Source organism: Kribbella sp. NPDC050459 (assembly GCF_040655315.1).
Classification (GTDB): domain Bacteria; phylum Actinomycetota; class Actinomycetes; order Propionibacteriales; family Kribbellaceae; genus Kribbella.
In genome coordinates this window covers 386808-410461 of record NZ_JBFAJQ010000004.1, presented here as the reverse complement: position 1 = coordinate 410461, position 23654 = coordinate 386808, and the positions used below count along the sequence as shown (strand labels likewise).

Sequence of the window (23654 nt, the reverse complement as noted above, 5' to 3'; positions counted from 1 at the left end):
GCAAAACGAGCCCCCTCCGGCGCGTTGTCACTCCCGTCACACCTGTCGCGGACCGCCTACTGACAAGGCGCTCAGCGGCAACTCGGAGCGGGTCTCGAGTTTCATCCGCCCGCTCATCCACAGCGCGATCGCGCCGAACGCCGCGAACTTCAGCACGTCGATCGTGACCAGCGGCCAGGGCGCGTCCTTCACACCCAGGCTCGCCCCGACGGTGTCGGTGAACGCCGCGAACACGAACGTCACCACGTTGTTCGCCGCGTGCGACGCGATGCCGGCCTCCAGGCCACCGGTCCGGACGGCGAGCAGTCCGGCGACCAGACCGAACGCGAGGCGGTCCACGAACAGCGCCGGGCTCTCCCACGGCCAGATCCCGTGCGCGGCGGTGAACAGCAAGCCCGTGACGAGCACGGCCACCACCCAGCTCCGGGCGTACGCCCCGACGGCCTGCAGCAGATACCCGCGGAAGTAGTACTCCTCCCCCGCGGCCTGGATCGGCGAGGTCAGCAGCGTGACCAGGACGACCGCGATCGCGTCCGGCGCCATCCCGCCGCCGTGGCGTTCGCCGATGGCCAGCGGTACGTCGCCCAGCTGGATGATCGCGAATGAGATCAGCTCGAGCACGACCGCGACGAGCGCGAACCAGGCCAGCGGCCGCCACCGGATCCGGCCGACCACCGACGACAGCAGACCCGGCGTCTGCTTGTTCAGCCCCCGGGCGACGTACACCGACAGCGGGATCAGCGGGATCAGCGTCAGGTTGGTCGCGAGCAGCCCGAACCAGGACAGCGTCCCCGGCGGGTCCTCCCGGATCGCCATCTGCGCGCCCAGGATGACGATGCCCGCGATCAGCCAGCCGACGAGGATCGTGAAGGCGCCGAGCACGACGTACGAGCGCGGGGTCGCGTCGTTCTTCAGCAGCCGCAGGTACGGCGTCAACGCCGTCTTCTCGTTCATGACGCCGTACGGCGGGCGCGCTCGAGGCGGTGCAGGGACTTGTCCCGGCCGAGCAGCTCCAGCGACTCGAACAGCGGCGGCGAGATCCGGCGGCCGGAGATCGCCACCCGGACCGGGCCGAACGCGTTCTTCGGCTTCAGCCCGAGCCCGTCGATCAGCGACGCCCGGAGCGCGGCCTCGATCGCCGCGGTCGTCCAGTCCGTGCCGCCGAGGTCCGACAGCGCTTTCACGGCAGCATCGAGTACGGCGTCCGCGTCACCGGTCAGCACCTTGGCAGCGGCATCCGGATCGACCGTGAACGCGGCCTCGTCGACGAACAGGAAGCCGAGCATCTCGTCGGACTCCGACAACGTGTTCATCCGCTCCTGCACCAGCGGTACGGCGGCCTGCAGGACGGCGAGCTGCTCCGCGGACGGCTCCGCCGGCAGCGCACCGGCCGCGGCCAGGAACGGGACCATCCGCCGCGCGAACTCGTCCTGCGGGAGCAGCCGCATGTGGGCGGCGTTGATCGCCTCGCACTTCTTCGGGTCGAAGCGGGCCGCGTTCGAGTTCACCTTGCGGATGTCGAACGCCTCGACCATCTCCGCCATCGTGAACACGTCGCGATCCTCGGCGATCGACCAGCCCAGCAGCGCCAGGTAGTTCAGCAGGCCCTCGGGCAGGAACCCGCGGTCGACGTACTCGGTCAGGCCGGATCCCTTGTCCCGCTTGGACAGCCGCTTGTTGCCCTCGCCCATCACCATCGGCAGGTGGCCGAACCGCGGGATCCGGCCGCTGCCGATGCCGATCTCGGCCAGCGCCTCGTAGAGCGCGATCTGCCGCGGCGTCGACGACAGCAGGTCCTCGCCGCGCAGGATGTGCGTGATCTCCATCAGCGCGTCGTCGACCGGGTTCACCAACGGGTACAGCGGGTAGCCGTTCGCCCGGACCAGGACGTAGTCGCCGAGGTTCTCCGGGAGGAAGGTGATCTCGCCGCGGACCAGGTCGTCGAACACGATCGGGTGGTCCGGCATCAGCAGCCGCACCACGGGCCGGCGGCCCTCGCCGACGTACGCCTGCACCTGCTCGGGTGTGAGATCGCGGCAGTGGCCGTCGTACCCGCTGTGCTGGCCGGCCGTGCGGGCCGCCTCGCGGCGCTGGTCGAGCTCCTCCTGCGAGCAGTAGCAGTGGTACGCCTTGCCCGCGGCCATCAGCTTCGCGACGACGTCGGCGTACAGCTCCATCCGCTCGGACTGCAGGTACGGGCCGAACTCGCCGCCGGCCTCGGGACCCTCGTCCCAGGTCAGACCGAGCCAGCGCAGCGCGTCGTAGGTGTACCGGTAGCCCTCCTCGGTGTTGCGGGAGGTGTCGGTGTCCTCGATCCGGAGCACCAGTTTGCCGCCGAAGTGCCGGGCGAAGGCCCAGTTGAACAGCGCGCTGCGGATGTTGCCGACGGTCAGCAGACCCGTCGGCGACGGCGGGAACCGGACGCGCACCTCGTGCGGCTCGAGATCGCCCAGCACGGGGTCAGTCACGCACGATCACCCTGTTCGTCAGGGTTCCGATGCCTTCGACGCTGACCGAGACCTCGTCCCCCGGCAGCATCGGGCCGACGCCGGCCGGCGTACCGGTGAGCACCACGTCCCCGGGCAGCAGCGTGGTGAACGAGGTGATGTAGGCCAGCACCTCGGGGATGTCGAAGATGAACTGCGACGTCCGCCCGTCCTGCTTGGGCTCGCCGTTCAGCTCGGTGCTGACCCGCACGTCGGAGGCGTCGAACTCGGTGCTGATCCACGGACCGAGCGGGCAGAACGTGTCATACCCCTTGGCCCGGGCCCACTGCCCGTCGCTCTTCTGCAGATCACGCGCGGTCACGTCGTTCGCGATCGTGTAGCCGAAGATCACCTCGTTGACCCGCTCCTTGGGCAGGTCCCGGCAGATCCGGCCGATCACGATCGCCAGCTCGCCCTCGAAGTGCAGGTCGTTGGTCTGCTCCGGGTAGACGATGCCGTCCCGCGGGCCGATCACGCTCGTGTTCGGCTTCAGGAAGATCATCGGCTCCTTCGGCACGTCGTTGCCGAGCTCCGCGGCGTGCGCCGCGTAGTTGCGGCCGACGCAGACCACCTTGCTGCGCGGGATCACCGGCGCCAGCAGGCGGACGTCCGCGAGCTGCAGCTTCTCCCCGGTGAACTGCGCCGACCGGTAGAGCGGGTCCGAGTCGAGGACGTTGACAGTGCCGACGAGCCCTTCGGGGTCGTCGGTCTCGACGACGCCGTACCTCGGCTCGTCGTCCACGGAGAATCTGGCGATACGCACGGGCCGAGCCTACCGTCGGGGTGGGATGAGACAGTTAGGCGGTGACTTTCGACATCCGCCTTGCGGTTCCCGCCGAGTACGACGCCGTCGGCGACCTGACCGTGGAGGCCTACTCCCACGACGGGTTCGTGCGCGGTGACTACGCGATGACGCTGCGTGCCGCGGCTGACCGGGCGGCGAAGGCCGAGCTGTGGGTGGCGGCGGATCCGTCCGGCCTGCTGGGCACTGTCACCTACTGTCCTGTCGGCTCCGTCTACCGCGAGATCGGCCTGGACGACGAGGGCGAGTTCCGGATGCTCGGCGTCGCCGGCCGTGCGCGAGGGCTCGGCGTCGGTACCGCGCTCACCGAACGCTGCATCGAGCGCACCCGCGAGTTCGGCCACCGCAGGATCGTGATGAGCAGCGCCGCCTACATGACGACCGCGCACCGCATCTACGAGCGGCTCGGCTTCGTCCGCCTCCCGGAGCGTGACTGGGCCCCCATCCCGGGCGTCGATCTGTACGCCTTCGCCCTCGACCTATGACCACGCTGACACTGGCCGAGTGGACGTCGTACGCCGAGGAGCACACCGCGCGCGTCGACGTCCTGCTGGCCGGTCACCTGGAACGACGAACGCGGCGCGAGGCACATCCCGTCGAGGATTTCCTCTTCACCTATTACCCGACCCGTCCCAATCAGTTGCGGGTCTGGCACCCGGGGCCGGGCGTGCGGCTGGAAGAGGCTGCTGCTTATGGCGATCGCCGGGGGTACGTCGTCGTCGACGGGACGGCGTCGCTCGATCCGGCCGAGATCGAATGCCGCGCCGACAGCATCAGGTGGATCCGCCGACTGCTCGCGTCCACGCTCGACCGCCAGCCCCAGTTCGGCTGCTTCGGCCTGCACGAGTGGGCGATGGTGTACCGCACCCCCGACGTACGGCATGCGTCCTGGCCGCTGCGGTTAGGGGCCGAGGGCACCGATCAGGTCGTCGAATCGCACAAGATCGGCTGCTCGCACTTCGACGCGTTCCGGTTCTTCACCGACTCGGCGCGCCCGCTGAACACCTTGCAGCCCAGCCGCGAGTCGCAGCCGGTGCTGGAACAGGGCGGCTGCCTGCACGCGAACATGGACCTCTACAAGTGGGCGTGCAAGCTGATGCCGTTCACCCCGAGCTCGCTCGTGCTGTCGTGCTTCGAGCTGGCCCGCGACATCCGCACGCTGGACATGCGCGCCTCGCCGTACGACCTCCAGCCGCTCGGCTACTCCCCCGTGCGCATCGAGACACCCGACGGCAAAGCGGAGTACACGGCCGCCCAGCGAGGCTTCGCCGACCGCGCCCGCCCACTCCGCCGGCAACTCGTCGACCTCTGCGACGACTTGCTCGGCTAGCCTCACTGCATGGGAAAGATCGTCGCCATCGCGTTCGCCGCTCTGCTCATCGCGATCGGCGGCGTCTGGACGCTCCAAGGCCTCGGCTACCTCAAAGGCAGCTCGATGACCGGCAGCACCCTCTGGGCCACCGTCGGCCCGATCGTCGCGGCGTTCGGCGTTGCCTTGCTGTACGTGGCGATCCGCGGGCCTAGGAAGCGCTGACCCGGAGCACTGCCCATTGGTAGTGCATGGCGCCGCCGTCGTTCCAGGTGGTCCATTGCTCCAGCTCGCCGTGCCGGCCTAGGACTTCCTGCATCCCCTCGTCGCTGCGGATGCTGAAGAAGCGGCCGGGGCCGTAGCCTTTGCCGTCGTCCCAGACGTGTTCCCTGCCGCTGACATCGCCCCAGAGGCCGACGGCCAGCGGCGCGCCCGGACGGAGCACCCGGACGATCTCCCGCAGCGCTTGATCGAGGTCCTCGTCCGCCACGTGCAGCAAGGTGCTCATCGTCCAGCCGGCGTCGAACGTCGCGTCGCCGAACGGCAGTTCGAGGACCGACGCGGCCTCCGCGTGCAGGCCGAGCTCGCGGCAGGCCTCGACGCTGGCCGGCGACAGGTCGACGCCGGTGTAGGTGAAACCGGCCGCCGCGATCGCCTGGCCGTCGCGGCCGGGGCCGCAGCCGAGTTCGAGCACGGTGTCGCGGCCTTCGAGGCGGAGCTGATCGAGGTACGCCGTACGGCGGGCGACACGTGGCTCGGGCAGGTCCCGGCCGACGCGGGCGTGGATCTCGCCGGTGTAGTAGGCGATCAGGTCCTGTTCGCGGTCCGCGCGGGTCATCGGATCGCCTTCAGCGCGAAGAACAGCGGGATGCGAGGGGCGTCGTCCGGCAGGCGCCACCAGCCGTCCGGGGTCTGCCGCATCGCCGCCCAGCGGGGCCAGGGCAGGACGTCCGACTCGCGCAGCCCGGTGACCTGAAAGCCTGTGGAAGCGAGCGTGGTGACGATCTCGCCGAGGCCGTGCCGCCACTCGTAGCTGGTCTGGCGGCCGGGCACCTCGTCGCCGGTGTAGGTGACGGTCGAGTCGTGCGCGATCGGGCCGCGCCCCTCCAGATAGTCGGCCCGGAGCACCAACTCGTCGGACTCGCCCGGGAGCGAGACCTCGCGGAGCGCGTTGAGCAGCGGGTGGAACTCGACGAGGTAGAGGACGCCGCCGGGCTTGAGCAGATCGCGGACCACCTCGGCCCACTGCTGCAGGTCGGGCAGGTAGCACAGCGCGCCCTTGCCGGTGTACACGACGTCGAACTGCCGGCCACCGACCGCACCCACGGCGTCGTACACGTTGGCGTGCAGGTAGTCGACCTCGACGCCGGCCTCGCGCGCGATCTCCCGGGCCGCTTCGAGCGACTTCTCCGACAGGTCGAGTCCGCTGGTGCGCGCACCCCGGCGCGCGAACTCGATCGTCTCGGTACCCAGATGGCACTGCAGGTGCAGGACGTCGCGGCCGTCGAGCGGGCCCAGATCCTCCCACTCGTAGTCCGCGAACCAGAACTCCGCGGGCCGGTCGTAGAAGTCGCTCGCCGCGTGCAGCGGGGCGCGAGCATTCCAGTCGGCCTCGTTGGCGGCCACCATCCGTTGCGTCTGCGCGTCCAGGGTCACAGGCAGAAGTGTGCCCACAACCGGGGTCCAGTCAGCGTTGGGTTTCCGCAGCCCTTGTTCAAGGTTTGTGGATAAGCTTGAATAAGAGTATGGCACGGGTTGAGTTGCACCGCTGGCCCGGGCACCCCGACGGGTTCACCCGGGCGGAGCGCCTGGGCGGGTCGTACGAGCTGTACTTCCCGGATCCGCTGGCCGGGCGCGAGTTCGACCTGAGCGATGACGTCCTGGCGCTGCTCGAGGACGCCGCCGGCGACCTGGCCCGCCTGGACGCGACCGCTGCCGTGCTGACCAACAGCGAGGCGCTGGCGCGGTTGCTGCTGCGCGCCGAAGCGGTCGGGTCGTCGCACATCGAAGGCCTCGTCGTCGGTGCGCGCCGGCTGCTGAAGGCCGACGTACTGCGCGACCGCGTGCACGACGTGACCGCCGAGGAGGTCCTCGGTGCGGTGGACGCGATGACGTGGGTGACCGAGTCCGTCCAGGCCGGCGACAAGCTCGAGGTCGAGCACCTGCTCGAGGCACATCGCCGGCTGATGGCGCACTCGCCGACCCCGGAGTACGGCGGCGAGATCCGCTACCTGCAGAACTGGATCGGCGGCCGCTCCCCCGCCGAGGCGTACTACGTGCCGCCGCCGGCCCAGCTGATCCCGGACCTGCTCGCGGATCTGATGACGTTCGTGCGCGAGTCACCGCTGCCGGTGCTGGCCAAGACCGCGATCGCGCACGCGCAGTTCGAGACGATCCACCCGTTCGCCGACGGCAACGGCCGCACCGGCCGCGCGCTGATCCACCTGATCCTGCGCGCCGACGGACTGGTCACGCGCACCGTGCCGCCGGTCTCGCTCGCACTCGCCACTCACGCCGCGGAGTACGTCGACTCTCTGACCGCATTCCGGTACGTCGGACGCGCGACGACCGCGAAGGCCCGCGCGGCCGCGAACCCGTGGTTGCGGATGTTCGCGACCGCCTGCACGCACGCGACCGCCGAGGCCGCGCGCTTTGAGCAGACCGCCGCCGATCTGAAAGCTGCCTGGCGGGAACGCGCGGACCCGGTGCGGGCCGGCTCCGCGGCCGAGCTACTGATCGAGGCACTTCCGGCCGCGCCGGTCCTCACCCTCGCCGCCGCGGCTCAGCTCATCGACCGCTCGCAACAGGCCGCGAACCAGGGCCTGGCCCGGCTGGTCGAGGCGGGCATCCTGCGCGAGATCACGGACGGGCGCCGCAACCGCGTCTACGAGGCGCCGGAGCTGATCGACGCCTTCACGCTGCTGGAGCGCCGGTTCGCGAGCCCGGCCGCGGACACCCGGGTCGAGCCGCCTAGCAGACCGGTCCCGTCGAGGCCAGGACCGACACACTAGGTGGTTTGACTTTCCGGTCGCGATCGAGCAAGAATTCGAACACATGTTCGATCGTACAGGGGAGTTGTGATGCCGGAGGCGTTCGACTGGGACATCCTGCACCGGCCGTCGGCGATGGCGATGGTCCGCGGACAGCTCGGCTTCAGCTGGATGGTGCTGTCCGGACGACTCGCCCAACTGACCGACGAGCAGTACTTCTGGCGACCGAGCAGTGAGGCGCTCACCGTCGTCCGGCGGCACTATGCCGGGCAGTTCCGCGCGCTCGGCTCCGGCGAGTGGGTCGCGCAGTGGCCCGCCGAGCCGGACCATCGCGGGCCACGCACGATCGCGTGGCTGATCGCGCACCTGACCGAGATGTTCTTCGAGCGCTGGGAGTGGACGTTCGGCGAGAGCCGGCAGGGGCGTGACGACATCACCCTGCACGGCAACGCCCGGGATGCGGTGGCCTGGCTGACCTACTGGGTCGAGGCCTGGCGGGACGCGATCGCCGCCCTCGACGAGGACGAGGCGATGACGGTCGGCCTGAGCCAGGCGAATGAACTGGACGCCTCCGAGCCGTTCGGCCACGTCATCCTCAGGCTGAACCGTGAGCTGATCCATCACGGCTCCGAGATCATGACCCTGCAGGACCTCTACGCGGTCGCGGCGTGAGGACCACAACATGTGCGACACGCGGCGTGGCGCTACCACAAGATCTAGGAGACTCCGCCTAGCATCACTACTGCTGGTGGTTCGGGGCGAGCAAAACCACAAGATGTTGATCGTCCCGGGGCAACAGGGGAATCCGGTGCAACTCCGGAGCTGCCCCGCAACGGTGAGCGGACACGCTGTCGAACGGTGCCCGCGAGTCCGGATACCTGCCACCGGCGCGTGCACCGCCGGTGCACGCGGTCCGAGATCTCGCGGGTGGATCGCAGGACGTGACGGCGGTGTTCCCGGCCGGTGCCGCCGGTCCCGTCGTGCGTCCGCTCGCGTGGTCCCGGGTCTCCGAACTCTCCTGGAGCACACACCTGTGACCATTGCTTCCTCATCGGCTGCGGCCACCGCAGACCTCCGGACGGAGCTCACCGTCGTCCGCCGCGACGGCAGCAGCACACCGTTCGACGCCACCAAGATCTCCGTCGCCATGACCAAGGCCTTCCTCGCCGTCGAGGGTGCCGAGGCCGGCGGCACGCACCGGGTCCGCGATCTGGTGACCGACCTGACCGGCCGGGTCGTCACTGCCCTGACCAGCCGCGGCGCGAGGGCCCGCAGCGTGCAGGTCGAAGACATCCAGGACCAGGTCGAGCTGGCGCTGATGCGCGCCGGCGAGCACCAGGTCGCCCGCGCCTACGTCCTGTATCGCGAGGAGCGGACCAAGGCGCGCACTCCCGCCGACGCGGCGGGAGTCACCGATCCTCCTCCGCTCACCGTCCGCGCGGCCGACGGCAGCCGGGCGGCGCTCGACGTCGACCGGCTCCGGGTGGTCGTCACCGAGGCCGCTCTCGGACTCGACGCCGTCGACCCCGAGAAGATCCTGAACGAGACGCTCGGTGCCTGCTACGACGGCATCGCCGAGCACGAGGTCGAGCTCGCCCTCGTCATGGCCGCCCGGGCGTCTGTCGAGACCGAGCCGCAGTACAGCTACGCCACGTCCCGCCTGCTGCTGGACCAGATCCGCCGCGAGGCGCTCGGCCGCGTCCACGGCGAGCCCCGTCAGGCCAGCCAGGCCGACATGACCACGGCGTACCCCGACTACTTCCCGCGCTACATCCAGGTGGGCATCGACGCCGGGCAGCTCGACCCCGAGCTCGGCCGCTTCGACCTCGACCGGCTCGCGGCGGCGATCAAGCCCGACGCCGATCTGAACTTCACCTTCCTCAGCCTGCAGACCCTGTACGACCGCTACCTGCTGCACCTCGGCAAAGTGCGCTACGAGTTGCCGCAGGCCTTCTTCCTCCGGGTCGCGATGGGGATGGCGCTGCGCGAGGACGACCGCGACGCGCGGGCGATCGAGTTCTACGAACTGCTCAGCTCGTTCCGCTTCATGTCCTCGACGCCGACCCTCTTCAACTCCGGCACCACCCGGCCCCAGTTGTCGTCCTGCTTCCTCACCACCGTTGACGACGACCTGTCCGGCATCTTCACCGGCATCCGCAACAACGCCCTCCTCGCCAAGTACTCCGGCGGCCTCGGCAACGACTGGACCCCGGTCCGCGGCATCGGCGCCCACATCCGAGGCACCAACGGCGAGTCCCAAGGCGTCGTCCCGTTCCTGAAGGTAGCCAACGACACGGCAGTAGCCGTGAATCAGGGCGGGCGCCGTAAGGGCGCGGTCTGTGCGTATTTGGAGACCTGGCATATCGATGTCGAGGAGTTTCTCGAGCTGCGGAAGAACACGGGGGACGAGCGGCGGCGGACGCATGACATGAACACGGCCAACTGGGTGCCGGATCTGTTCATGCGGCGGGTCGAGGCCGGGGGCGAGTGGACGTTGTTCTCGCCGGACGAGGTGCCGGACCTGCACGATCTGTACGGCGCGGCGTTCGCCGCGGCCTACGTGCGGTACGAGGAGGCGGCGGACCGCGGCGAGATCCGGGTGTTCAAGCGGGTCAAGGCGGTCGACCTGTGGCGGCGGATGCTGACCGTGCTGTTCGAGACCGGGCATCCGTGGATCACCTTCAAGGACGCCTGCAACCTGCGCTCGCCGCAGCAGCACGACGGTGTCGTCCACTCGTCGAACCTGTGCACCGAGATCACCCTCAACACCACCGTCGACGAAACCGCGGTCTGCAACCTCGGCTCGGTCAACCTGGTCGCTCATCTCACCGAGGACGGGCTCGACGCCGACCTGCTGCGGGACACCGTGAAGACCGCGGTGCGGATGCTCGACAACGTCATCGACGTGAACTTCTACACCACCCCGGAATCGGAGCGCGCCAACCAGCGGCACCGCCCGGTCGGCCTCGGTCTGATGGGATTCGCCGACGCGCTGTTCACGCTGCGCATCCCGTACGCGTCGGACGCGGCGGTCGAGTTCGCGGACCGGTCGATGGAGCAGATCAGCTACCACGCGATCGAGGCCTCGAGCGAGCTGGCCGCCGAGCGTGGCCGCTACTCGTCGTACGACGGATCGCTGTGGAGCCTCGGGATCCTGCCGATCGACTCGCTCGACCTGCTGCACACCGCGCGCGACGGCGACGTGATCATCGACCGGAGCACGCAGCTGGACTGGGACGCGCTGCGTGCGAAGGTCCTGCGCGACGGCCTCCGCAACTCCAACGTCATGGCGATCGCGCCGACCGCGACGATCTCCAACATCTGCGGGGTGAGCCAGTCGATCGAGCCGACGTACAGCAACCTGTTCGTGAAGTCGAACATGTCCGGTGAGTTCACCGTCGCGAACCCGTACCTGGTCGCCGATCTGAAGGCCCGCGGGCTGTGGGACCAGGTGATGGTGTCGGACCTGAAGTACCACGACGGCGTGCTCGCCCGGATCGAGCGGATCCCGGCCGACCTGCGCGAGCTGTATGCGACGGCCTTCGAGATCGATCCGCACTGGCTGGTGAAGGCGGCGTCGCGGCGGCAGAAGTGGATCGACCAGGCGCAGTCGCTGAACCTCTACATGGCGCAACCGTCGGGCCGCGCGCTCGACGAGCTTTACCGGTCAGCTTGGCGCTATGGACTCAAGACGACTTATTACCTACGTTCCCAGTCAGCGACCCACGTGGAGAAGTCCACTCTGCAGGGCACCGACGGCCGTCTGAACGCCGTACCGGTAGCACTCCCTGAACCCACCGGAGCGGTCTGCTCCCTCGACGACCCGGACTGCGAGGCCTGCCAGTGAGCACCATTTCGGTTGGAGCGGCAAGGGTGGAAGTTGCCGACAAGGCGATGATCAACTCGCGCGCGGACGTCAACCAACTGCTGCCGTTGAAGTACACATGGGCGTGGGAGAAGTACCTTGCCGCCTGCAACAACCACTGGATGCCTACCGAGGTCTCCATGCAGGCCGACATCTCGCTCTGGAAGTCGAAGGACGGCCTCACCGAGGACGAGCGGCTGATGCTCAAGCACAACCTGGGATTCTTCGCCACCGCCGAGTCCCTCGTGGCCAACAACATCGTGCTCGCGGTCTACCGCCAGCTGAGCAACCCCGAGTGCCGGCAGTACCTGCTCCGCCAGGCGTTCGAGGAGGCCGTGCACACGCACACCTTCCAGTACATCTGCACGTCACTCGGTCTCGACGAGGGCGAGCTGTTCAACATGTACCGGGAGGTCCCGTCGATCGCCGACAAGGACGCCTGGGCACTGAAGTACACCCGGCATCTGGAGGATCCGGAGTTCCGCACCGGGACACCCGCGGCGGACACCGCGTTCCTGCGCGACCTGATCGCGTTCTACGTGGTGTTCGAAGGGATGTGGTTCTACACCGGGTTCGCGCAGATCCTGTCGCTCGGCCGGCGGAACAAGATGGTCGGCATCGCGGAGCAGTACCAGTACATCCTGCGCGACGAGTCGATCCACCTGAACTTCGGCATCGACTGCGTCAACCAGATCAAACAGGAGAACCCGCACCTGTGGACGGCCGCGTTCCAGGCCGAGGTCCGGCAGATGCTGACCGAGGCGTGCGAGCTGGAGGTCGCCTACGGCCGGGCCACGCTGCCGAACGGCATGCTCGGCCTGACCGCGGACCTCTGCGAGCAGTACATGCACTTCGTCACCGACCGCAGAGCGGAACAAATCGGTCTCGAACCGATCTTCGGTGAAACGCGGAACCCCTTCGGATGGATGTCAGAGGTGATGGACCTGAAGAAGGAGAAGAACTTCTTCGAGACCCGCGTCATCGAGTACCAGTCCGCCGGCGGACTCACCTGGGACTGACACCCGACCGGCCGGGCGACCCACCGAGACCGGAAGGCCCGCGGCGCAACTCGCCGCCCCGCGGGCCTTCCACCTCAGGCGTACTTGTGGACGAAGTCGAGCGCGGTGCGGGCGACCTGTTCCCAGCCGTTGTCGATCACCAGTGAGTGGCCGCGGCCCGGGAGCTCGACGAACTCGGTGACGCCGGAGTTCTTCTTGTGCCGTCTGTAGGCCGCGTAGGTCATCGCGTGCGGAACCGTCTGGTCCTTCTCCCCCGAGATCAACAGGATCGGCCCCCTGTTCGCCGCCTTGAAGTCGACCTTGGTCTCGCTGAACGGGTTCAGGTTGGCGACAGCCGCCTGGAAGATCGGTACGCCGGACGCCGCCACGTGGAACTCGTCGTACAGCTGCCGGGCCACCTCCTCGTCGAGGCCGTTCGCCCAGCCGTACTTGAACTCGTCGAACGTCAGCGTCACCGACCGCCGCGCCCTCGCCGGCGATCTTCTGCGCGATCAACCCACCGAACGAATGCCCCACAACTGCGGGCTTGCGATCCAGCCGCCCGATCGACCCGCACCTCACCGGCGGCCTGAACTGTCCAGATTGAACTGCTCAGTTGGAACTGATGGACACCTCGAGGACGCCGATCACCTTCTCCAGGCGGGCGGCGACCCGGTCGGCGTCGAAACCGTTGCCCTCGACGACGATCTGGAGCGTGCCGTCGTCCAGCGACAGCGCAAGCTCACGGACGTCGTACGGGTTCAGCAGTACGGCGACCCGCGCCAGCAGACCCTCGACCTCGACCACCTGCGCCGAGAAGGTGGTGACGGCGCGTTCGACCGCGACCAGGCTCATCGCGCGACCTCCTTGTGGCGGAGCAGACCGAAGGTGACGCCGTCGACGAGCGCCTCCCAGGACGCCTCGACGATGTTGTGGCCGACGCCGACCGTCACCCACGAGCCCTCGCCGTCGGCGGTCTCGATCAGCACGCGGATCACCGCGTCGGTGCCGTGGCCCTGGTCGAGGATGCGGACCTTGTAGTCGACGAGGTCGAACTTGTTCACCACCGGGTACGCACGCTCGATCGCGGCCCGCAGTGCGTGGTCGAGCGCGTTGACCGGACCGTTGCCCTCGCCGGTGACGACCTCCCGCTCGCCGCCCGCGACCAGCTTCACCGTCGACTCCGACACGGCCTCGCCGTCGGCGCGCGACTCGGTGATCACCCGCCACGACTCGACGTCGAAGAAGCTCGGCCGCTTGCCGTCGACCTCCTCGGTGAGCAGCAGCGAGAACGACGCGTCGGCCGCCTCGAACGTGTACCCGCGGGCCTCCAGGTCCTTCACCCGCTCGGTCACCCGGCTGACCAGCTCCCGGTCGTTGCCGAGGTCGAACCCGAGCTCCCGGCCCTTCAGTTCGACGCTCGCCCGGCCGGCCATCTCGGAGACCAGCATGCGCATGTCGTTGCCCACGCGAGCCGGATCCGTGTGCTGGTAGAGGTCCGGGTCGACCTTGATCGCGCTGGCGTGCAGGCCCGCCTTGTGGGCGAACGCGGACAGCCCGACGTACGGCTGCCGGGTCGAGGGCGGCACGTTCGTCACCTCGGCGATCGCGTGCGCGATCCGGAACGAGTCCGCGAGCTTGCCGGGCGGGAGGAGTCGCATGTCCCGCTTGAGTTCGAGGTTGGCGACGACCGCCAGCAGGTCGGCGTTGCCGGTGCGCTCGCCGTACCCGTTGATCGTGCCCTGGACGTGCGTGACGCCGGCCTCGATGGCGGCGATCGAGTTCGCCACCGCGCAACCGCCGTCGTTGTGGGCGTGGATGCCGAGCCGGGCCCCGGTCGAGGCGAGGACGTCGCGGACGACGTCCTGCAGTTCCCGCGGCAGGGTCCCGCCGTTGGTGTCGCACAGCGCGATGACGTCGGCCCCGGCCTCGGCGGCTACTCGTACCACCTCGAGCGCGTAGGCGCGGTTCGCGCGATAGCCGTCGAAGAAGTGTTCGGTGTCGAGGAAGACCCGCTGGCCGCTCTCGCGGAGGTGCCGGACGGTGTCGGCGACCATCCGCAAGTTCTCGTCGAGCGTCGTGCGCAGGGCCCGCTCGACATGCGCGTCGTGGCTCTTGGCAACGAGTGTGACCACGGCGGCGCCCGACTCCCGCAACGCGGCCACTTGCGGGTCGTCGGCGGCGGCCGACCCCGGCTTGCAGGTCGCCCCGAACGCCGCGAACGTCGCGTTCCGCAGGTGCAGCTCGGTCTTCGCCCGCTCGAAGAACTCGGTGTCCTTGGGGACGGCGCCCGGCCAGCCGCCCTCGATGAATCCGACCCCCAGCTCGTCCAGGTACTGCGCGATGGCGATCTTGTCGGCCACGGACAGCGCCAGACCCTCCTGCTGCGCACCGTCGCGCAAGGTGGTGTCGTAGACGTGGAAATCGTCCGAGATGCTCATGGGCCGGCCTTCCGGAGGGGTTGTCAGGCAAACAAAAAACCTCCCGCAAGGTGCGAGAGGTCTGCGCGCTCAGGTACAGCTTGCTGAGCGCGCCTAGGAAATAATCACCCGATAGTGCTTCATGACGTTTTGCAGTCTGCCACACAATGTCCGGACCATGAGGTCCCCGTCTCGCATCACGAACATTCAGTACGCCGACCAGTACTCCAGCGCCCGCCCCAGTGCAGCACTCCCTGCCGGTCCCACCCACCACCGCGACATCCGTCGCACCAGCGGATAACCGCTCGTGTTGGGGGTTCTTCGCTGGTGTGAGAACGAAGAACCCCCAACACGAAGGGTTATCCGCTCGAACGAGTCCCGTCCCGTCGTGCGAGCCGAGGGCGGCGGCAGGCCGGAGTGGGCCGGCTGTTCAGGCGGTGAGGGACCAGCCCGGGTCGTCCCAGGCGGTGTAGAAGTCCTCGCGGGTGAGCGGCCGCAGGCCCCAGTCGTCGCGGTCGAGGGACCGGTCGGTGAGCATCCCCTCGTCGTCTTCCAGGCGCTGCCACCAGTACCGTGTGACCTCGCCGTCCTCGCCGACGCCGAGCTGCCGGACGACGACCCATTCACGCTCGTGCCAGACGGCCTCGTAGAGCCAGTCGGTGCCGTAGTCGTCGACGGCCGCGCCGTACGTCCGCGACGCCGTCCCGCGATCCAGGTCCCGGATCAGCTCGACGGTCGACCGGATCGCGGCGACGGTCTCCCCGGACCACCCGCGCCGCTCGCCCAGCTCCGCGTAGTACGCCTCAACCTCGTCCGGGAAGCCGCTCATACCGCCCGACCCTATCGAACCGCAGCGACAGACAGCGACCAACTGTCCGACCCTCAGACCTGAAAAGATCCTGTGAAACGACACTGCGGGACAGGAAATCACCGGTGAGCGAGCCTGAAGACGTGAACCTGAACGTGCTGAAGGCGCCGTTGCCGCCGCGCGACGCGAACGGCTTCGAGCAACTGCGCTTCCAGCTGCTCGGCTACGCGACCGCGCTGGCCGTGCTCGTCACGCTGACGCCGACCTGGCTGATCCGGGAGTACGGCCGCGACAGCGTGCGCATCTACAGCGGCTTGGGCATGGCCCGGGACGCCGAGCCTCTCGGGAGCGCCGCCAACTGGTTGTTCATCGCGTACGCCGTCCTCGTCGTGGTCGCCCTGGCCGCGCCGACGACCCTCGCCTCGTTCGTGTGCGCCTACGTGGGACTCGCGGACACGATCGTGATCGTGCTGCTGAAACCGGACTCCGGCGAGTACAGCGAGTTCGGGTGGACCGGAGCGCCGGTGCTGGCGATCGGCCTCTGGCTGGTGCTGGGCGTGCTGAACACGATCGGCTGGTACCTCAAGCGCCGGACATGACAACGGCCCGGTGGTTCGATCCACCGGGCCGTTCGTCGTTCCTCAGGCGATGCGGGTCATCCAGCCGTGCGGGTCGGCCACGCGGCCGTACTGGACGTCGAGGAGGGCGGTGCGGACGGCCGCGGTGACCGGGCCGCCGTCGCCGTCGCCGATCGTGGTCTCGCCGTCTTTCCACTTCAGCGACGCGACCGGGGTGACGACCGCGGCGGTGCCGCAGGCGAACACCTCGCGCACCTTGCCGGACTCCGCGCCGGCACGCCACTCGTCGACCGAGATCTTGCGCTCGGTGACCGTGTAGCCGAGGTCGGTGACCAGCTTCAGGATCGAGTCCCGGGTGACGCCCTCGAGGATCGTGCCGGACAGCTCCGGCGTGACGACCGAGTTGTCGTCGAGGACGAAGTACAGGTTCATCCCGCCGAGCTCCTCGACCCACTTCTTCTCGACCGCGTCGAGGAACGCGACCTGGTCGCAGCCCTGCTCGATCGCCTCGGCCTGGGCGAGCAGCGAGGAGGCGTAGTTGCCGCCGGTCTTCGCCGCGCCGGTGCCGCCGGGGGCCGCGCGGGTGTACTCCTCGCTGAGCCAGATCCGGACCGGCTTCACGCCGTTCGCGAAGTACGACCCGGCCGGCGAGGCGATCACGCAGTACGTGACCTGGGCCGACGGGCGGACGCCGAGGAACGGGTCCGAGCCGAACATGAACGGCCGCAGGTACAGCGAGGTCTCGCCGCCGCCCGGCACCCAGGCCTTGTCGATCTCGACCAGCTTGTGCAGCGAGTCGAGGAACGCCGCGGTCGGCAGCTCGGGCAGCGCGAGCCGGTGCGCGGAGCGCTGGAACCGGACCGCGTTGGCCTCGGGGCGGAACAGGTGGATCGAGTCGTCGGGATGCCGGTAGGCCTTCATCCCCTCGAAGATCGTCTGGGCGTAGTGGAACACCGAGGTCGCCGGAGACAGCTCCAGCGGTCCGAAGGCGGTGATCCGTGCGTCGTGCCAGCCCTTCTCGGCCGTCCAGGTGGCGATCGCCATGTGGTCGGTGAAGTACTGCCCGAATCCCGGGTTCGCCAGGATCTGGGCGCGCTGGTCGTCGCTGGCCGGTTGGGTGTCGGGCTCAACGGTGAACTGCAGATCGGCGCTCATAAGCGCACCGTACCTCTAGGCCAAGTGGTCATGCGAGTGTCGCCCTTCAGCCCGCCGCGCGCTTGGCGATCGCGTCGCCGATCTCGGACGTACTGCGGGCGGCGCCGGTGCGCTCCTCGATGTCCGCCTCGACGGCCGCCTCGATCGCGCGGGCCGCCTCGCTCAGGCCGAGGTGCTCGAGCAGCAGGGCCGCGGACAGGATCGCCGCGGTCGGGTCGGCCTTCTGCTGGCCGGCGATGTCCGGCGCGGAGCCGTGCACCGGCTCGAACATGCTCGGCGCGGTCCGGTCCGGGTTGATGTTGCCGCTCGCGGCCAGCCCGATCCCGCCGGTGATCGCGGCCGCCAGGTCGGTGATGATGTCGCCGAACAGGTTGTCGGTGACGATCACGTCGAAGCGCGCCGGGTCGGTGACCAGGAAGATCGTCGCGGCGTCCACGTGCAGGTAGTCGACGGCGATCTCCGGGAACTCCTCGGCGACCTTGTCGACGGTCCGCTTCCACAGGTGGCCGGCGTGCACGAGCACGTTGTTCTTGTGCACGAGCGTGAGCTTCTTGCGCGGACGGGCCTGGGCGCGGGCGAACGCGTCGCGGACGACCCGCTCGACGCCGTACGCCGTGTTGACCGACACCTCGGTGGCGATCTCGGCCGGGGTGCCGACGCGGAGCGCGCCGCCGTTGCCGACGTACGGGCCCTCGGTGCCCTCGCGGACGACGACGAAGTCCACCGCACCCGGGTTCGCCAGCGGGGAGCCGACGGACGGGTAGATCTTCGAGGGCCGCAGGTTCACGTAGTGGTCGAGGGTGAACCGGAGCTTGAGCAGCAGACCGCGCTCGAGGACGCCGGACGGGACGCTCGGGTCGCCGACCGCGCCGAGCAGGATCGCGTCGTGCCCGCGGATCGCCTCCAGCTCGGCGTCCGGCAGCGTCTCACCGGTGGCGTGCCAGCGCTTCGCGCCGAGGTCGTACTCGGTCCGCTCGAACGTCACGCCGTGCTGCGCGGCTACCGCGTCGAGGACCTTCAGGGCCTCGGTGGTGACCTCCGGTCCGATCCCGTCACCGGGAACGACGGCCAGCGTGAAGAACTTGTTCTCGCTCACTTCTTGGGTTCTCCCCCATTGTCGCGGCGGTTCATGGCCTCTTGGACAGCCTTGACCTCGTCACCCGCCGGACGGGCGGCGCGGCGACGCCGGGTCGCCTTGCGCTCGCGGGCGTCGATCGCCGGCCAGTTGGCTGGATACATCTCGTACATGCTGCTCCTCCCAAGGATGTCGTGGGCGGCAGGATGCGCACGAATTTACTCGCACATCCGACTATTCCTCCACCATGCGGGCAGGTTGTCCCGCTATCTGAGATCGCAGTGCGGGCGCTGGACCGGACCTGTGCGACTCTCACCCGGTGAGTGCTCCTCCAGAACTGCCGCCGCTGGTATCGGCGGCCCTCAGCCTGTCCGGCCGGCGCGGGTTCGTCAGCTCCACCAGGAACGAGACCGGCCGGTTGCTCGCCACCCTCGCGGCCTCGAAGACCGGCCTGCTCGGTGAGCTCGGGACCGGCTGCGGCGTCGGCTCGGCGTGGCTGCGCAGCGGCGCGGGTGAGGGCACCAACATCGTCACCGCGGAGAGCGATCCGCAGCTCGCGCAGGCGGTCGCGGAGCTGTTCGCCGCCGACGAGCGGATCGAGGTCGTCTCGGCCGACTGGACCGCGCTGATCGAGCGCGGGCCGTTCGCGCTGCTGTTCGTGGACGCGCGCGAGGCGAAGCTGTCCGCCCGCGACGTGATCGCGGACGTCGTCGAGCCGGGCGGTTTCGTCGTACTCGACGACTTCACCCCGTCGGCCGTCTGGCCGCCGATGTACGAGGGCCGCGTCGACACGCTCCGCCAGGAATGGCTGATGGACAAGCGCTTCACCACCGTCGAGGTGATGGTCGCCCCCGACGCCGCCGTCCTCCTCGCCACCCGCCACTAGGCACAGCCCGAGACATGAAAGCGGGCCCGAGCTATGGAGCTCGGGCCCTTGTCAGCCGCCATGCGCCTGCGGGCGGCTGACCGCCTTCAGTAAATCAGCCGTTGGGGTGAATCACGCCTCGAGGTCGACCGTGCGCGCGGTGTCGGCCTGTACGGCGGCGCTGATGTCGTCGAGGACGGCCGGCTCGATCTTCGAGTCGACCGACAGCGCGACCAGCGCCTTGCCGCCCTTGCGGTCCCGGCTGACCTGCATGCCGGCGATGTTCACGTCGGCGTCGCCGAGGATCCGGCCGATCTGGCCGACGATGCCCGGCCGGTCCTCGTAGGTGAGGAAGGCCAGGTGCGCGGACAGCTCGACCTCCAGGTCGAACCCGTCGATCTCGACCAGCCGCTCCGACTGCCGGACGCCGACCAGCGTGCCGGACACCGACACCTGGGCGCCGTCGGCGAGCGTGCCGCGCAGCGTGATCAGGTTGCGGTGCTCGGGGCTGTCGTGGTCGGTGACGAGCCGGACCTCGAGGCCCCGCTCGGCGGCCAGCAACGGCGCGTTCACGTACGAGACGTTGTCCTCGACGACGTCGGCGAACACACCCTTGAGCGCGGCGAGCTCGAGCACCTTCACGTCGTACTGCGTGATCTCGCCGCGGACCTCGACGTCGAGCTGCTGCGCGACGCCGCCGGCCAGGGCGGTGAAGATCCGGCCGAGCTTCTCGGTCAGCGCGATACCGGGCCGGACGTCCTCGGCGATCACGCCGCCCTGGACGTTGACCGCGTCCGGCACCAGCTCGCCCGACAGCGCGAGCCGGACCGACCTCGCGACCGCGATCCCGGCCTTCTCCTGCGCCTCGTCGGTGGACGCGCCGAGGTGCGGCGTGACGACGACGTTCTCGAACTCGAACAGCGGCGAGTCCGTGCACGGCTCGGCCGCGAACACGTCCAGCCCGGCGCCGGCCACGCGCCCTTCCTTCAAAGCCGAGTAAAGCGCCTGCTCGTCGACGATGCCGCCGCGGGCCGCGTTCACGATGACGACCTCGGGCTTGACCTTGTGCAGCTGCTCGTCGCCGATCAGGCCGATGGTCTCCGGGGTCTTCGGCAGGTGCACCGAGATGAAGTCACTGGTCGCCAGCAGCTCGTCCAGGGTCGCGAGCCGGACGCCCATCTGCGCGGCCCGGCCGGCCTGCACGTACGGGTCGTAGGCGATCACGTTCATGCCGAAGGCGGCCAGCCGCTGCGCGACCAGGACGCCGATCTTGCCGAGGCCGACGATGCCGACGGTCTTCTCGAACAGCTCGACACCCGAGTACTTGCTGCGCTTCCACTCGCCCTTCTTCAGCGACTCGTTCGCGGCCGGGACCCGGCGCGCGGCGGCGAGCAGCAGCGCGACCGCGAGCTCGGCGGCGCTGACGATATTGGAGGTCGGTGCGTTCACGACCATCACCCCGGCCTGGGTGGCGGCCTTCACGTCCACGTTGTCCAGGCCGACACCGGCCCGGGCGACGACCTTCAGGCGCTTGGCGGCGGCGAGGGCCTCGGCGTCCACCTTGGTGGCGCTGCGGATCAGGATGGCGTCGACGTCGGCGATGGCCGGGAGCAGCTCGGCGCGGTCGGCGCCGTTGGTGTGCCGGATCTCGAAGTCGGGGCCGAGCGCCTCGACGGTGGCCGGGCTGAGCTCTTCGGCGATCAGGACGACGGGCCGGGTTACGTCAGTCATGGAGGAATCTCCTGCAGAAGCGGTAGGGGCTCATCAAGAACAGAGCACCGCGCTGTGCCCGCTGGGTCGATGGTACCGCGTCCGTCGCGCGGCCCGCGCGGGCACCCGGATGCCGGTCAGTTCGTGTCGCAGGCGGGCGAGCCTCCCAACGCCTTGGTGGCGTCGATGACCAGCTTGCCACGCGACCTGACCAGGGAGAACCTCGTGTCCAGCCGGCTGCAGTTCTGGCCGCCGGCGCCCTTCGCTTCGGGCGAGTACATGACGTTGTACGCCATCCGGACCGAGGACCCGTCCGGCGCCAGGTCGGTGATTCGCGGGTTGAAGAAGTACGTGGTCTGGTGCTTGTTCCGGTCCACGGCCTCGGTCATGCCCTTGGCGTACTTCGGCGAGTACAGCGCCTGCAGCGCCGCGAAGTCCTGCTGGTTCTCCAGCGTCAGGTAGCCGGCGAGCAGCTGCCGCGCCTCCTGTGCGAGCGGCGTACCGGCGACCTGCAGCTCCGGCGCGATGGCGCCCTGCGGACCGCGGGACTGCGCACAGTCCCCGAGAGTCCCGACCGTGACGCCGGACGGCGCCTGGGCGACGTATCCGCGGAGCTTGCTGAGCGCGACGATCGTGCTGGCCTGGACGGTGTCGCCGGTGACCAGGCCGACGAGCTCGCCGGACTTGCTGACGACCGGGCCGCCCAGCTTGGCCGCGTTCATGAACTGGCTCAGCGCCTCGGGGTCGGCCTCCGACCCGACCGCGTTGACGACCTGTTTGCCCGCGGCCGTGTAGCCGACCAGGGCACGTTCGGCATTCGGGTCGGGGTCCGCCTTCGGCAGCCGCAGCGGCGACTCGTCGAAGCCGATCGACTGCAGGATCGCGACGCCGTCCGCGCTGGTGGCGAGCAGGTTGGCGCGCCGGATCCGGCCGTCCGGCGCCATCACGACGATGGATTTCGGCTGGTCGACCGCCGAGGTGGCGGTCAGGATCCGCCCGTTGTCGATCAGGACGCCGGAGGCCTCACCGGTGCCGGCGCACGTGCTCGCGAGCACCCGGACGACGGCCGGGCCGGCCGACGCCAGCACCGCGGCGGTGTCGATACGGAGGGTCTGCTGCCGGATGTACCAGCCTGCGCCGGCTCCGCCCGCGACGATCACCAGCAGGACGACGAACCCGGCCAGGACCCGGCCGAAGATCCACGGGCGGCGCGGCTGCGGCTCGGAGGGGTGGGCCGGGCGGCGCGGGGTCTCCATCTGCGTGAGCGTCCCGGCGCCTGCCGGAACCCGCCGCGGCGGTCGCGGCTGCTCGCGACCGTCCATAGGAAACCTCCCCCATCACCTGCTCACAACGAACCCCTCACTGATTGTGCCAAAGAAAAGGGCCCGGACCACCACCTGGATGGTCCGGGCCTTGCACTGCGTGTTCGTCAGCGGGCGGCGCTGCCCTCGACGTAGTCCTCGTCGTGGGACTTGACCCACGCCATCAGGCCGCGCAGCTCCTTGCCGACGGCCTCGATCGGGTGCGCCTCGCTCTGCTTGCGGAACTCGGCGAACTCCGGCGCACCGGCGTCCTGGTCGGCGATGAAGCGGGCCGCGAAGGTGCCGTCGGTGATGTCGCCGAGGACCTCCTTCATCCGGGCCTTCACCGACGCGTCGATGATCCGCGGGCCGGACACGTAGTCGCCGTACTCGGCGGTGTCGGAGACCGACCAGCGCTGCTTGGCGATGCCGCCTTCGTAGATCAGGTCGACGATCAGCTTGAGCTCGTGCAGGCACTCGAAGTACGCGACCTCGGGCTGGTAGCCGGCCTCGGTCAGCGTCTCGAAGCCGGCCTGGATCAGCGCCGACACGCCACCGCAGAGGACGGCCTGCTCACCGAACAGGTCGGTCTCGGTCTCCTCGGTGAAGGTGGTCTTGATACCGCCGGCGCGCAGGCCGCCGATGCCCTTGGCGTACGACAGGGCCAGGTCCCAGGCCTTGCCGGTGGCGTCCTGCTCCACCGCGACCAGCACCGGGACGCCGCGGCCCTCGGAGTACTCACGGCGGACCAGGTGGCCCGGGCCCTTCGGGGCGACCATGAACACGTCGACACCCGCCGGCGGCTTGATGTAGCCGAACCGGATGTTGAAGCCGTGACCGAAGACCAGCGCGTCGCCGTCGACCAGGTTCGGCTCGATGGCCTCGGTGTAGAGCTTGCGCTGGGCCGGGTCCGGCGCCAGGACGACGATCACGTCGGCCTCCTCGCAGGCCTCGGCCGGCGTGACGACCCGCAGGCCCTGGGCCTCGGCCTTGGCGCGGCTCTTCGAGCCCTCGGGCAGGCCGACGCGGACGTCGACGCCGGAGTCGCGCAGCGAGAGCGCGTGGGCGTGGCCCTGGGAGCCGTAGCCGAGCACGGCCACGTGCCGGCCCTGGATGACCGACAGGTCGGCGTTGTCGTCGTAGAACATTTCAGCAGCCACTTCGGGCACTTCTCCTTAGTGTTGATTCGGTACGGCGGCGGCGGTACGGCCCGGCGGCGGCGCCGGTACCGGGTGCGAAGGCTGGCGATCAGCGGGTCGCGCCTGCACGTTCGGGGGTCCGGACTGGACGTG

The 23654-nt window shown here is 69.3% G+C and carries 24 protein-coding genes and 1 riboswitch; of the genes, 9 read left to right on the top strand and 15 right to left on the bottom strand.

Going from position 1 to position 23654, the window contains the following annotated elements:
• Positions 1 to 36 precede the first annotated feature (36 nt).
• Genes AB0I12_RS17955 through AB0I12_RS17945 form a run of 3 tightly spaced genes read right to left on the bottom strand, consistent with a single transcriptional unit; the run spans position 37 to position 3249 of the window.
• Positions 37 to 954 (bottom strand): type II CAAX endopeptidase family protein, encoded by a 918-nt coding sequence (locus AB0I12_RS17955; RefSeq protein ID WP_359930483.1) that lies wholly within the window; start codon positions 952 to 954, stop codon positions 37 to 39.
• Positions 951 to 2468 (bottom strand): glutamate--tRNA ligase, encoded by a 1518-nt coding sequence (gene gltX / locus AB0I12_RS17950; protein WP_359930480.1) that lies wholly within the window; start codon positions 2466 to 2468, stop codon positions 951 to 953. The genes AB0I12_RS17955 and gltX overlap by 4 nt, the downstream gene beginning before the upstream one ends.
• Entirely contained in the window at positions 2461 to 3249 is a 789-nt protein-coding gene (locus tag AB0I12_RS17945) for a fumarylacetoacetate hydrolase family protein (protein WP_359930477.1), read from the bottom strand. The genes gltX and AB0I12_RS17945 overlap by 8 nt, the downstream gene beginning before the upstream one ends.
• A gap of 41 nt (positions 3250 to 3290) precedes the next feature.
• Here AB0I12_RS17945 and AB0I12_RS17940 point away from each other — a divergent pair, with 41 nt between their 5' ends.
• From AB0I12_RS17940 to AB0I12_RS17930, 3 genes are read left to right on the top strand one after another with little or no spacing between them, the layout of a single operon-like run.
• Positions 3291 to 3773 (top strand): GNAT family N-acetyltransferase, encoded by a 483-nt coding sequence (locus AB0I12_RS17940; RefSeq protein ID WP_359930474.1) that lies wholly within the window; start codon positions 3291 to 3293, stop codon positions 3771 to 3773.
• Positions 3770 to 4618 (top strand): 3-methyladenine DNA glycosylase, encoded by an 849-nt coding sequence (locus AB0I12_RS17935; RefSeq protein WP_359930471.1) that lies wholly within the window; start codon positions 3770 to 3772, stop codon positions 4616 to 4618. Before AB0I12_RS17940 ends, AB0I12_RS17935 begins: the two co-directional genes overlap by 4 nt.
• Positions 4619 to 4627: 9 nt before the next feature.
• On the top strand, positions 4628 to 4822 hold the full coding sequence (locus AB0I12_RS17930; protein ID WP_131463818.1) for a hypothetical protein: 195 nt from the start codon (positions 4628 to 4630) through the stop codon (positions 4820 to 4822).
• Here the strand turns inward: AB0I12_RS17930 and AB0I12_RS17925 are convergent.
• Entirely contained in the window at positions 4809 to 5435 is a 627-nt protein-coding gene (locus tag AB0I12_RS17925) for a class I SAM-dependent methyltransferase (protein WP_359930467.1), read from the bottom strand. The two genes, AB0I12_RS17930 and AB0I12_RS17925, sit on opposite strands and share 14 nt — an antisense overlap.
• Positions 5432 to 6253, bottom strand: coding sequence for a class I SAM-dependent methyltransferase (locus AB0I12_RS17920; protein WP_359930464.1), 822 nt, complete (start codon positions 6251 to 6253; stop codon positions 5432 to 5434). The genes AB0I12_RS17925 and AB0I12_RS17920 overlap by 4 nt, the downstream gene beginning before the upstream one ends.
• Positions 6254 to 6342: 89 nt before the next feature.
• Here AB0I12_RS17920 and AB0I12_RS17915 point away from each other — a divergent pair, with 89 nt between their 5' ends.
• The 4 genes from AB0I12_RS17915 (at position 6343) to AB0I12_RS17900 (ending at position 12471) form a co-directional block, all read left to right on the top strand.
• Positions 6343 to 7608 (top strand): Fic family protein, encoded by a 1266-nt coding sequence (locus tag AB0I12_RS17915; protein WP_359930461.1) that lies wholly within the window; start codon positions 6343 to 6345, stop codon positions 7606 to 7608.
• Positions 7609 to 7677: 69 nt separating this feature from the next.
• Positions 7678 to 8259, top strand: coding sequence for a DinB family protein (locus AB0I12_RS17910; protein ID WP_359930458.1), 582 nt, complete (start codon positions 7678 to 7680; stop codon positions 8257 to 8259).
• Between the two features lie 60 nt (positions 8260 to 8319).
• Positions 8320 to 8488, top strand: a riboswitch (cobalamin riboswitch).
• Between the two features lie 132 nt (positions 8489 to 8620).
• Entirely contained in the window at positions 8621 to 11434 is a 2814-nt protein-coding gene (locus AB0I12_RS17905) for a ribonucleoside-diphosphate reductase subunit alpha (protein WP_359930456.1), read from the top strand.
• The gene (locus AB0I12_RS17900) at positions 11395 to 12471 is read left to right on the top strand and encodes a ribonucleotide-diphosphate reductase subunit beta (protein WP_359930903.1); all 1077 of its coding nucleotides are present in this window, start codon (positions 11395 to 11397) and stop codon (positions 12469 to 12471) included. The genes AB0I12_RS17905 and AB0I12_RS17900 overlap by 40 nt, the downstream gene beginning before the upstream one ends.
• A 74-nt stretch (positions 12472 to 12545) precedes the next feature.
• Here AB0I12_RS17900 and AB0I12_RS17895 read toward each other — a convergent pair whose 3' ends face one another.
• The 4 genes from AB0I12_RS17895 to AB0I12_RS17880 form a co-directional block, all read right to left on the bottom strand.
• Positions 12546 to 12926, bottom strand: a complete 381-nt coding sequence (locus tag AB0I12_RS17895) for a hypothetical protein (RefSeq protein ID WP_359930453.1) — start codon at positions 12924 to 12926, stop codon at positions 12546 to 12548.
• Positions 12927 to 13062: 136 nt separating this feature from the next.
• On the bottom strand, positions 13063 to 13305 hold the full coding sequence (locus AB0I12_RS17890; RefSeq protein ID WP_359930451.1) for a hypothetical protein: 243 nt from the start codon (positions 13303 to 13305) through the stop codon (positions 13063 to 13065).
• Positions 13302 to 14891, bottom strand: coding sequence for a citramalate synthase (cimA, locus tag AB0I12_RS17885; protein WP_359930448.1), 1590 nt, complete (start codon positions 14889 to 14891; stop codon positions 13302 to 13304). The genes AB0I12_RS17890 and cimA overlap by 4 nt, the downstream gene beginning before the upstream one ends.
• A 409-nt stretch (positions 14892 to 15300) precedes the next feature.
• A complete protein-coding gene (locus AB0I12_RS17880) occupies positions 15301 to 15699 on the bottom strand; it encodes a hypothetical protein (protein ID WP_359930445.1) in 399 nt (132 codons plus the stop codon).
• Between the two features lie 104 nt (positions 15700 to 15803).
• Here AB0I12_RS17880 and AB0I12_RS17875 point away from each other — a divergent pair, with 104 nt between their 5' ends.
• Positions 15804 to 16277 carry a hypothetical protein gene (locus tag AB0I12_RS17875; protein WP_359930443.1) on the top strand — a complete coding sequence of 158 codons (474 nt, stop codon included), beginning with the start codon at positions 15804 to 15806 and terminating at the stop codon, positions 16275 to 16277.
• Between the two features lie 42 nt (positions 16278 to 16319).
• On the opposite strand, the gene AB0I12_RS17870 is transcribed toward AB0I12_RS17875, so the two are convergent.
• The 3 genes from AB0I12_RS17870 to AB0I12_RS17860 are packed head-to-tail and all read right to left on the bottom strand — an operon-like array spanning position 16320 to position 18659.
• Complete coding sequence (locus tag AB0I12_RS17870; RefSeq protein ID WP_359930440.1) at positions 16320 to 17411, bottom strand: branched-chain amino acid aminotransferase; 1092 nt, start codon at positions 17409 to 17411, stop codon at positions 16320 to 16322.
• Positions 17412 to 17457: 46 nt separating this feature from the next.
• Positions 17458 to 18507 carry a 3-isopropylmalate dehydrogenase gene (locus AB0I12_RS17865; RefSeq protein ID WP_359930437.1) on the bottom strand — a complete coding sequence of 350 codons (1050 nt, stop codon included), beginning with the start codon at positions 18505 to 18507 and terminating at the stop codon, positions 17458 to 17460.
• Positions 18504 to 18659 carry a hypothetical protein gene (locus AB0I12_RS17860; protein WP_359930434.1) on the bottom strand — a complete coding sequence of 52 codons (156 nt, stop codon included), beginning with the start codon at positions 18657 to 18659 and terminating at the stop codon, positions 18504 to 18506. Before AB0I12_RS17860 ends, AB0I12_RS17865 begins: the two co-directional genes overlap by 4 nt.
• 146 nt (positions 18660 to 18805) lie before the next feature.
• Between AB0I12_RS17860 and AB0I12_RS17855 the strand changes: the two genes are divergently transcribed.
• Positions 18806 to 19372: a class I SAM-dependent methyltransferase gene (locus AB0I12_RS17855; RefSeq protein ID WP_359930431.1), complete on the top strand. Its 567-nt coding sequence runs from the start codon at positions 18806 to 18808 to the stop codon at positions 19370 to 19372.
• Between the two features lie 111 nt (positions 19373 to 19483).
• On the opposite strand, the gene serA is transcribed toward AB0I12_RS17855, so the two are convergent.
• The 3 genes from serA to ilvC form a co-directional block, all read right to left on the bottom strand.
• Positions 19484 to 21082 (bottom strand): phosphoglycerate dehydrogenase, encoded by a 1599-nt coding sequence (serA, locus tag AB0I12_RS17850; RefSeq protein ID WP_359930428.1) that lies wholly within the window; start codon positions 21080 to 21082, stop codon positions 19484 to 19486.
• 116 nt (positions 21083 to 21198) lie between these two features.
• Positions 21199 to 22383, bottom strand: a complete 1185-nt coding sequence (locus AB0I12_RS17845) for a trypsin-like peptidase domain-containing protein (RefSeq protein ID WP_359930425.1) — start codon at positions 22381 to 22383, stop codon at positions 21199 to 21201.
• A gap of 107 nt (positions 22384 to 22490) precedes the next feature.
• Positions 22491 to 23510 carry a ketol-acid reductoisomerase gene (ilvC, locus tag AB0I12_RS17840; RefSeq protein WP_359930900.1) on the bottom strand — a complete coding sequence of 340 codons (1020 nt, stop codon included), beginning with the start codon at positions 23508 to 23510 and terminating at the stop codon, positions 22491 to 22493.
• Positions 23511 to 23654 lie beyond the last annotated feature (144 nt).

What these genes read in the sequence shown, in the direction of transcription:
- AB0I12_RS17955 (WP_359930483.1), bottom strand. Translation starts at nt 954, where the DNA reads ATGAACGAGAAGACGGCGTTGACGCCGTACCTGCGGCTGCTGAAGAAC.
- AB0I12_RS17935 (WP_359930471.1), top strand. Translation starts at nt 3,770, where the DNA reads ATGACCACGCTGACACTGGCCGAGTGGACGTCGTACGCCGAGGAGCAC.
- AB0I12_RS17930 (WP_131463818.1), top strand. Translation starts at nt 4,628, where the DNA reads ATGGGAAAGATCGTCGCCATCGCGTTCGCCGCTCTGCTCATCGCGATC.
- AB0I12_RS17925 (WP_359930467.1), bottom strand. Translation starts at nt 5,435, where the DNA reads ATGACCCGCGCGGACCGCGAACAGGACCTGATCGCCTACTACACCGGC.
- AB0I12_RS17915 (WP_359930461.1), top strand. Translation starts at nt 6,343, where the DNA reads ATGGCACGGGTTGAGTTGCACCGCTGGCCCGGGCACCCCGACGGGTTC.
- AB0I12_RS17910 (WP_359930458.1), top strand. Translation starts at nt 7,678, where the DNA reads ATGCCGGAGGCGTTCGACTGGGACATCCTGCACCGGCCGTCGGCGATG.
- AB0I12_RS17890 (WP_359930451.1), bottom strand. Translation starts at nt 13,305, where the DNA reads ATGAGCCTGGTCGCGGTCGAACGCGCCGTCACCACCTTCTCGGCGCAG.
- cimA (WP_359930448.1), bottom strand. Translation starts at nt 14,891, where the DNA reads ATGAGCATCTCGGACGATTTCCACGTCTACGACACCACCTTGCGCGAC.
- AB0I12_RS17880 (WP_359930445.1), bottom strand. Translation starts at nt 15,699, where the DNA reads ATGAGCGGCTTCCCGGACGAGGTTGAGGCGTACTACGCGGAGCTGGGC.
- AB0I12_RS17870 (WP_359930440.1), bottom strand. Translation starts at nt 17,411, where the DNA reads ATGAGCGCCGATCTGCAGTTCACCGTTGAGCCCGACACCCAACCGGCC.
- AB0I12_RS17860 (WP_359930434.1), bottom strand. Translation starts at nt 18,659, where the DNA reads ATGTACGAGATGTATCCAGCCAACTGGCCGGCGATCGACGCCCGCGAG.
- serA (WP_359930428.1), bottom strand. Translation starts at nt 21,082, where the DNA reads ATGACTGACGTAACCCGGCCCGTCGTCCTGATCGCCGAAGAGCTCAGC.
- AB0I12_RS17845 (WP_359930425.1), bottom strand. Translation starts at nt 22,383, where the DNA reads ATGGACGGTCGCGAGCAGCCGCGACCGCCGCGGCGGGTTCCGGCAGGC.
- ilvC (WP_359930900.1), bottom strand. Translation starts at nt 23,510, where the DNA reads ATGTTCTACGACGACAACGCCGACCTGTCGGTCATCCAGGGCCGGCAC.